Annotated in this window: 6 protein-coding genes, 1 pseudogene and 1 riboswitch; all 7 genes and pseudogenes read right to left on the bottom strand. The window is 44.1% G+C overall.

Annotated elements, in window-relative coordinates; all coding sequences use genetic code 11:
- Positions 1 to 289: pseudogene (locus Q0191_RS05445) on the bottom strand (primosomal protein DnaI); the annotation flags it as partial.
- Entirely contained in the window at positions 290 to 1444 is a 1155-nt protein-coding gene (locus Q0191_RS05440) for a DNA helicase (RefSeq protein ID WP_297664528.1), read from the bottom strand. It abuts the pseudogene before it with no gap.
- A gap of 6 nt (positions 1445 to 1450) precedes the next feature.
- Entirely contained in the window at positions 1451 to 1924 is a 474-nt protein-coding gene (gene nrdR / locus Q0191_RS05435) for a transcriptional regulator NrdR (protein ID WP_005591110.1), read from the bottom strand.
- A 148-nt stretch (positions 1925 to 2072) separates the two neighbouring features.
- Positions 2073 to 3404 carry a sodium:alanine symporter family protein gene (locus Q0191_RS05430; protein WP_297664525.1) on the bottom strand — a complete coding sequence of 444 codons (1332 nt, stop codon included), beginning with the start codon at positions 3402 to 3404 and terminating at the stop codon, positions 2073 to 2075.
- A gap of 90 nt (positions 3405 to 3494) precedes the next feature.
- Positions 3495 to 3584: riboswitch (glycine riboswitch) on the bottom strand.
- 424 nt (positions 3585 to 4008) lie between these two features.
- Positions 4009 to 4557, bottom strand: a complete 549-nt coding sequence (locus tag Q0191_RS05425; RefSeq protein WP_009659051.1) for a carboxymuconolactone decarboxylase family protein — start codon at positions 4555 to 4557, stop codon at positions 4009 to 4011.
- Positions 4558 to 4739: 182 nt separating this feature from the next.
- Positions 4740 to 5510 carry an acetyl-CoA carboxylase carboxyl transferase subunit alpha gene (locus tag Q0191_RS05420; protein WP_297664523.1) on the bottom strand — a complete coding sequence of 257 codons (771 nt, stop codon included), beginning with the start codon at positions 5508 to 5510 and terminating at the stop codon, positions 4740 to 4742.
- Positions 5507 to 6370 carry an acetyl-CoA carboxylase, carboxyltransferase subunit beta gene (accD, locus tag Q0191_RS05415; RefSeq protein WP_297664521.1) on the bottom strand — a complete coding sequence of 288 codons (864 nt, stop codon included), beginning with the start codon at positions 6368 to 6370 and terminating at the stop codon, positions 5507 to 5509. Before accD ends, Q0191_RS05420 begins: the two co-directional genes overlap by 4 nt.
- Positions 6371 to 6496 lie beyond the last annotated feature (126 nt).

Genomic DNA, 6496 nt, shown 5'->3' with positions numbered 1-6496 from the left:
TCAACTCAGGCGTTTCCTCATAGGCAACATCCGCATAGCCTTCATTTTTCACCAAAATCGGCTTATAACCCTTAGCAATATAGTTCTGATCTTCTAGCAGGAAGCGATCTCGTTCGGTAATGTATTGATTGAACTTAGAAATGCTCCGCTGAATTTCAGTTGGAGACAGTTGTTCTCGACTGATAAAGTCAGCGATATCTGGATCTGCTAAAATCTGCTGGACCAATTTTTGATAATCAAACTGCTTCACTTTATTCATATGAGGCATTGCCTGTCCTATTTTTTCCATTTAATCGCCTCCTTCTTCCAGTCTCGCTAAAAGTCTTCTTTTTTGTTCTTCTAGTTCCGCTTGTTTTTCTAAGCTGGTTTCATTTTTGTAATCCGGCTGACTCCAATTCGGCACATTGCTTTTAGCAGAAGCTGGGCTGACTTGTGCAGGACGACTATTCGTCTGCTGGTTGCGCTCGCGGATTTTCAGGACCGCCTCTTCAGCCGAGGCCACCTTTTGATAAGAAAAGTCATTGGCCACCTTGAGGGCATACTTTTCATTGAGATTGGCTGAATCCACCTTATTAAAAGTCAGTAGTAGGATGATATTGATAACTTCATCCAACAGTCCCATCTCTGCCAAATCCTGAATCAGCTTCCGTTCACTACGCGTAATGGCCGCTTGGCGGGTTTTCTTGATTTCGGCCAAAAAGAGTAGAGGCTGCTTGCTTTTGGCCTCACGGATAATAGACTGCTCTTGCGGAGAAAAGTCTCCCGAAACTGGCTTTTGCTGAATTTTTTGCTGCATCCTTTTCGTCGAAATCACATGCGACACAGCCGTTTCACGCGCTAAGACATAGGTCTCATACCAAGTCCATTTCTTCTGCTCCGCAATGGCAAACAAGTCCAAGAGGTCCGCTTTTTCATCTGCAAAACGCAAGCCATCCTGAGCCATTCTCTGTTTAAAATGCGTCAAATCAAAATCATTTTGGCGACTAGTTCTCGTCGGACTGACGTCATCCATGCCATAAATCTGGCTAAAAGAAGGACTGATCTTTTGCCCAGCTGGATTTTCCGGTCGTAGCTTATCTACCGCCGCCTGACCAATCTTTTTCTCCAAAAGACTACTGTACACATGGTGAGCAAAGAAGTCCTCAGCGGACAAGGTTGGATAGAGGCGGATGGAAAATCCTGTCTCCGTCTGGAAAAGCTCTAGCAATCCAATAGCTGATAGGCGCTCCAAACTTCTCTCCAACACTTCCATACCAAAATCAAGATGATTTAAAATATGGCTGAAAAGTCGCTGCTGAGCTCCATTATCCCAAAAAGAAACCAGATAAAGATAAAGTGCCACTGCATCCTTACCCACAATGGGTAGATAATAACGGACCAGCCCGCTCATATCTTGACTGACCTGGTTATTAGACAAGAAAGAAAAATGATCATTTGGTTTCATAAGCCATTATTTTTCCTTTTTCTTCTTGGAACCCTTGGTAATCTGCTTCAAAAGGCTTTCCAGCTCGCCAACATCTTTGAAACTCCGATAAACGCTGGCAAAACGGACATAGGTAATCTCATCCAGCTCAGCCAGCTCATCCATGACCAGAGAGCCGATATATTCGCTGGCAATTTCATTCTCGCTCTGACTACGGAGCTTTTGCTCAATTCGATTGACCAATTCTTCAATCTCGTCACTTGATACAGGACGCTTCTGAGCGGAGCGGATGATGCCATTAAATATCTTATCCCGAGAAAATTGCTCACGCGTTCCATCTTTTTTGACAACGACTAGGGTTCTTTCTTCCACGCGCTCATAAGTTGTAAAACGATGCTGGCATTCCTCGCATTCACGGCGACGACGGATTGTATTTCCATCTTCTGCCTGCCGGCTGTCAACCACACTTGATTTGCTTCCGCCACATTTGGGACAACGCATGTCATTTCCTCCTAGAATCTTAATACTTCATTATACCATGTTTTGACCAATAACAAAAGATGAGAGATTTCTCGCCCATAAAAAAACTAAAGCTGACAAAGCAGCTTTAGCAAGGCAATCTCCTTTCAAAAATCCAGCAAGTGGAAACTCAGCCCTTCTTGTCAAAATACTTTTTGGTCTCAGCAATAATAACAGGTGATAAAGCCAAAAGAGCAATCAGATTCGGCAAGGCCATCAAGGCATTGACAATATCGGCAATGACCCAAACTGCTTCTAGCTCAATAAAGCCCCCTAAGAGCACCATAGCAACAAAGATAATTCGGTACAAGCGAATATATTTGACACCGAACAGGAACTCAAAGCAGCGCTCACCGTAATAGTTCCAGCCTAAAATCGTGGTAAAGGCAAAAAGAACCAGAAAAACGGATAGAAGAATTGGACCAAAATTAGCAAAGACAGTCGCAAAGGCTGCCTGAGTCAAGGAAACACCATTGAGATTACTATCCCAAACTCCTGTGATTAAAATTGTTAGACCTGTCAGACTACAAATAATCAGAGTATCGATAAAGGTTCCCGTCATAGAAATCAATCCTTGTTCGACAGACTCCTTGGTCTTGGCTGCCGCCGCAGCAATAGGTGCTGATCCTAAACCAGATTCATTGGAAAATACCCCGCGCGCGACCCCATTTTGAATCGCCATCTGGATGGTTGCACCAGCAAAGCCACCAACAGCAGCCGTCTGACTAAATGCAGAACTAAAGACTAGCTGAAGAGTTGGCAGCAAACGATCTAGATTGACCGCTAATACAGTCACAGTCCCCAAGATATAAATAGCCGCCATAAAAGGCACAACCTTGGTCGACACTCGAGCAATCGACTGAATACCGCTAAAAATAACTAGAGCCACCAAAATAGCCAAGATAGAGGCAGTCACAGCTGGAGGCAACTGAATGGTATTCTGCATAGCTTCTGTAATGGAATTCACCTGTGTGAAGGTCCCAATCCCTAAAAGAGCCACCAAGACACCTGCTACAGCAAAGAAGATAGCCAGCGGACGCCATTTTTCGCCCATTCCTAATAGGATATAATGCATGGGACCACCAGCAACGGCTCCGTGAGCATCCTTAGAACGATACTTGATTGCTAATAAACCTTCGGCATACTTGGTTGCCATTCCAAAGAAAGCTGCTAGCCACATCCAAAATAAGGCGCCCGGTCCACCAACTTTTATGGCAGTCGCTACACCGATAATATTCCCCGTTCCAACCGTGGCCGCCAAAGCTGTACAAAGAGCTGCAAAGCTAGACACGTCTCCATGATGATCCTCACCGGAAACAAAAATTAAGCGAAAGGCGCGAGAAAGGCGCGAAATCTGTAGCAACCTCAGACGAAGTGTCAGATAAAGCCCTGTTCCAACTAATAAAATCAAGAGGGGAGGCCCCCAGACCAGAGAATCAATTTGATTCAACAATTTCAACATAAATCTTCTGCTCCTTTTCCACACCGAGAAAAAGAAAAGTACATGTGTAAACATGTACTCTGGATGCCTGAGAACGACCGTTTCCTGCCCTTCCCTTGCTCTGTCCTTTTACCTGAGAGTTTGAGCAGTTGCCTGCCTTGCCCCTTCGGTGCCAATCATGGTCTCTCCAGAGTTCCGTCCATTTCACAGTCATAAGGCTCAAACACTTATTTCTGAAAAACTTCATTCGGTGTTTATTCTAAATTTTCTATTATTTTAAAATAATATTCGGTTTTTGTCAATGTTTTATGAAAAATTTTGAATATTGTATTGACCCTAAAAGGTCAGACAGATAATTTATTCAAAGGTGAGATGATAGTAACTCATAGAATCTCCTTGGTTACCTGTTGATGTGGTTATTTATGGTTTACACTAATTGAAGTTCTGTAATTTTTTTGCACTATGTTTTACAATTTTTCATTCCTTAAAGTATTGATATCATTCTTCCAAAAGTTTCTCAAGAGAAAGTTTAGAAAGCTCTGCTCATTCGCCACTGATTTCTTGCTTGGCTTGTAGTCAATGGAAAGGAATGGGTGTCTAAAAAGCATTTTCATCTCCCCGAGGACTAGGCATAAGGCTGCAATTCTGGATTGATTGGTGTGTTTGCTAGATTATTGGCATAATTGCAGAGGGTCGCAAGGCTGACACCCAGAACTACATCCAGAGCATTTTCATGCGTATAGCCGGCTTCTAGGAAGTCTGCCAAAGCCTCATCTCCGACTCGCCCCTTGGTATTGATGACAGCAATGGTAAATTTGGCAAGTGTATCTAGCTTCGGATCTGTATCTATCGGCGTACGATTGCGTAGAGCCTCCAAAAGATCATCATTCATTTGAATCTGCTTGATCGAAAAGGCTGTATGCCCCGCCACACAGAAAGCACAGCCGTTGGTAACTGCAGCTGTAATCTGCACTACTTCCCGCTCAGTCGGTGTCAGGCTGTTGCGGCGATTGATAGCTCCAACTGTCCGATAAGTTTCCAAAGCCGTTGGTGCATTGGCCAAAAGACCGATAAGATTGGGAATATAGCCACCGTTATCTTTTTGAACAGTTTCTAAAACCTCTTTCACCTCAGCTGGGGCGGACTCAATCGTATGGATAGTAAATTCTGACATATGAAACCTCATTTCTTTTGATTAGCAACTATCTTAACATAGGTCTGACAGCTTGTATAATATATATTTTATATGACCTCTATAAAGAGAATATATTGCTACATGTCAAACCAAAATATATTACCACCTTAACTGCCTCCATACCTCTCTCAAGCAAGAAAAAGAAGCCCTAAGGCTTCTGACTAATATTTTCTAAAACGCTGATAACGATCTTCCAAAAGTTGCTCAAGGGAAAGTTTAGAAAGTTCTGCTAGTTCGGCACTGATTTCTTGCTTGACTACAGCTAAGAGCTCATTTTTATTAAAGCCGCGTTCAGGGATAACCTTATCAACGACACCCATCTGCAAAAGCTCGTGCGAGGTGATTTTCATCATCTCAGCCGCCTCCATTGCTCTGCTGCCATCCTTCCATAAAATCGAAGCAAAGCCTTCAGGACTGAGAATGGCATACATAGAGTTTTCCAACATCCAGACCTTGTCAGCAACTGCCAAGGCTAGCGCCCCACCAGAGCCACCCTCGCCGATGATAATGGCAATAATGGGCACTTTCAGATCACTCATTTCCATGAGATTACGGGCAATGGCCTCGCCCTGTCCGCGCTCCTCAGCACCGACGCCAGGATAGGCACCAGCCGTATTGATAAAGGTCACGACTGGACGGCCAAATTTCTCAGCCTGCTTCATGAGACGTAGGGCCTTGCGATAGCCTTCCGGATGGGGCTGACCAAAGTTCCGTCGCAGATTGTCCTGCAAATTGCGACCTTTTTGAATACCGATCACCGTGACTGGCTGACCATTTAAGGTTCCGATACCACCAATGACAGCACCATCATCACGAAAACCACGATCTCCGTGCAATTCAACAAAATCATCAAAAATGCCTTGGGCAAAATCCAGAGCCGTCAAACGGGACTGATCACGCGCTGCTTTGATAATCTGACTGATTTTTGTCATTGGTCACCTCCATGAAAGCTCAAGAGAGTAGCAATCCGTTCCCGCAATTCACCACGCTTGACTATCGCATCAACAAAGCCATGCTCCAGCAAAAATTCTGCCTTTTGAAAGTCATCTGGCAATTTTTCCCGCACAGTAGACTCAATGACCCGACGACCAGCAAAGCCTACCAAAGCCTGCGCTTCTGCCAAGATAATATCCCCTTCCATAGCAAAAGAGGCTGTGACACCGCCTGTAGTCGGATCTGTCAAAACAGTCAGGTAAAAAAGACCAGCCTTTGAATGACGTTGTACAGCAGCTGAGGTTTTAGCCATTTGCATCAGGCTCATGATACCTTCCTGCATGCGGGCACCGCCAGAAGCCGTAAAGAGGACGACTGGCAGCTTATGCTCTGTCGCATACTCAAAGAGACGGGTAATCTTCTCACCGACAACCGTTCCCATGGAAGCCATGATAAAGTTGGAATCCATGATTCCAAGGGCTAATTTTTGGCCTTTTATCATAGCGGTTCCTGTCAAAACGGCCTCATCTAGACCAGTCTTTGCCCGCATCTTTGCCAGTTTTTCTTGATAATTTGGAAAACGCAAGGGATCTGTCGTCTCAATACCAGTGAACAATTCCTCAAAGCTTCCTTGATCCACCGTCAAGCTCAGACGCTCAAAAGCTGAAATCCGAAAAGTGTAACCACAGCTAGGACAAACACGCTCTGCCCCCAAATCTTTTTGATAAATGGTATGCTTACAACCTGGACACTTAGAAAAAAGCTCATCTGGAACTTCTGGTTTTGGCTGAGGCAAGGCACGAGAGGAACGATTAGGATTGATTCGAATATATTTATCCTTTTTTGAAAACAAAGGCATTGCTTACTCCTTCATTAAATTTTAGAGTGATTCTGCTTCTTTCAAACAAAATCACTCCTAGTCATCTATTTTTTCTCTTGATAAGCCGGAAGGAACTTCTCCATGAGAAAGGCTGTATCATAATCA

The sequence above is a fragment of the uncultured Streptococcus sp. genome, assembly GCF_938036805.1.
In the GTDB taxonomy this organism is placed as follows: Bacteria; Bacillota; Bacilli; order Lactobacillales; family Streptococcaceae; genus Streptococcus.
Note: the sequence above shows the minus strand (reverse complement) of the source record. Positions and strands in the feature narration are given on the sequence as shown.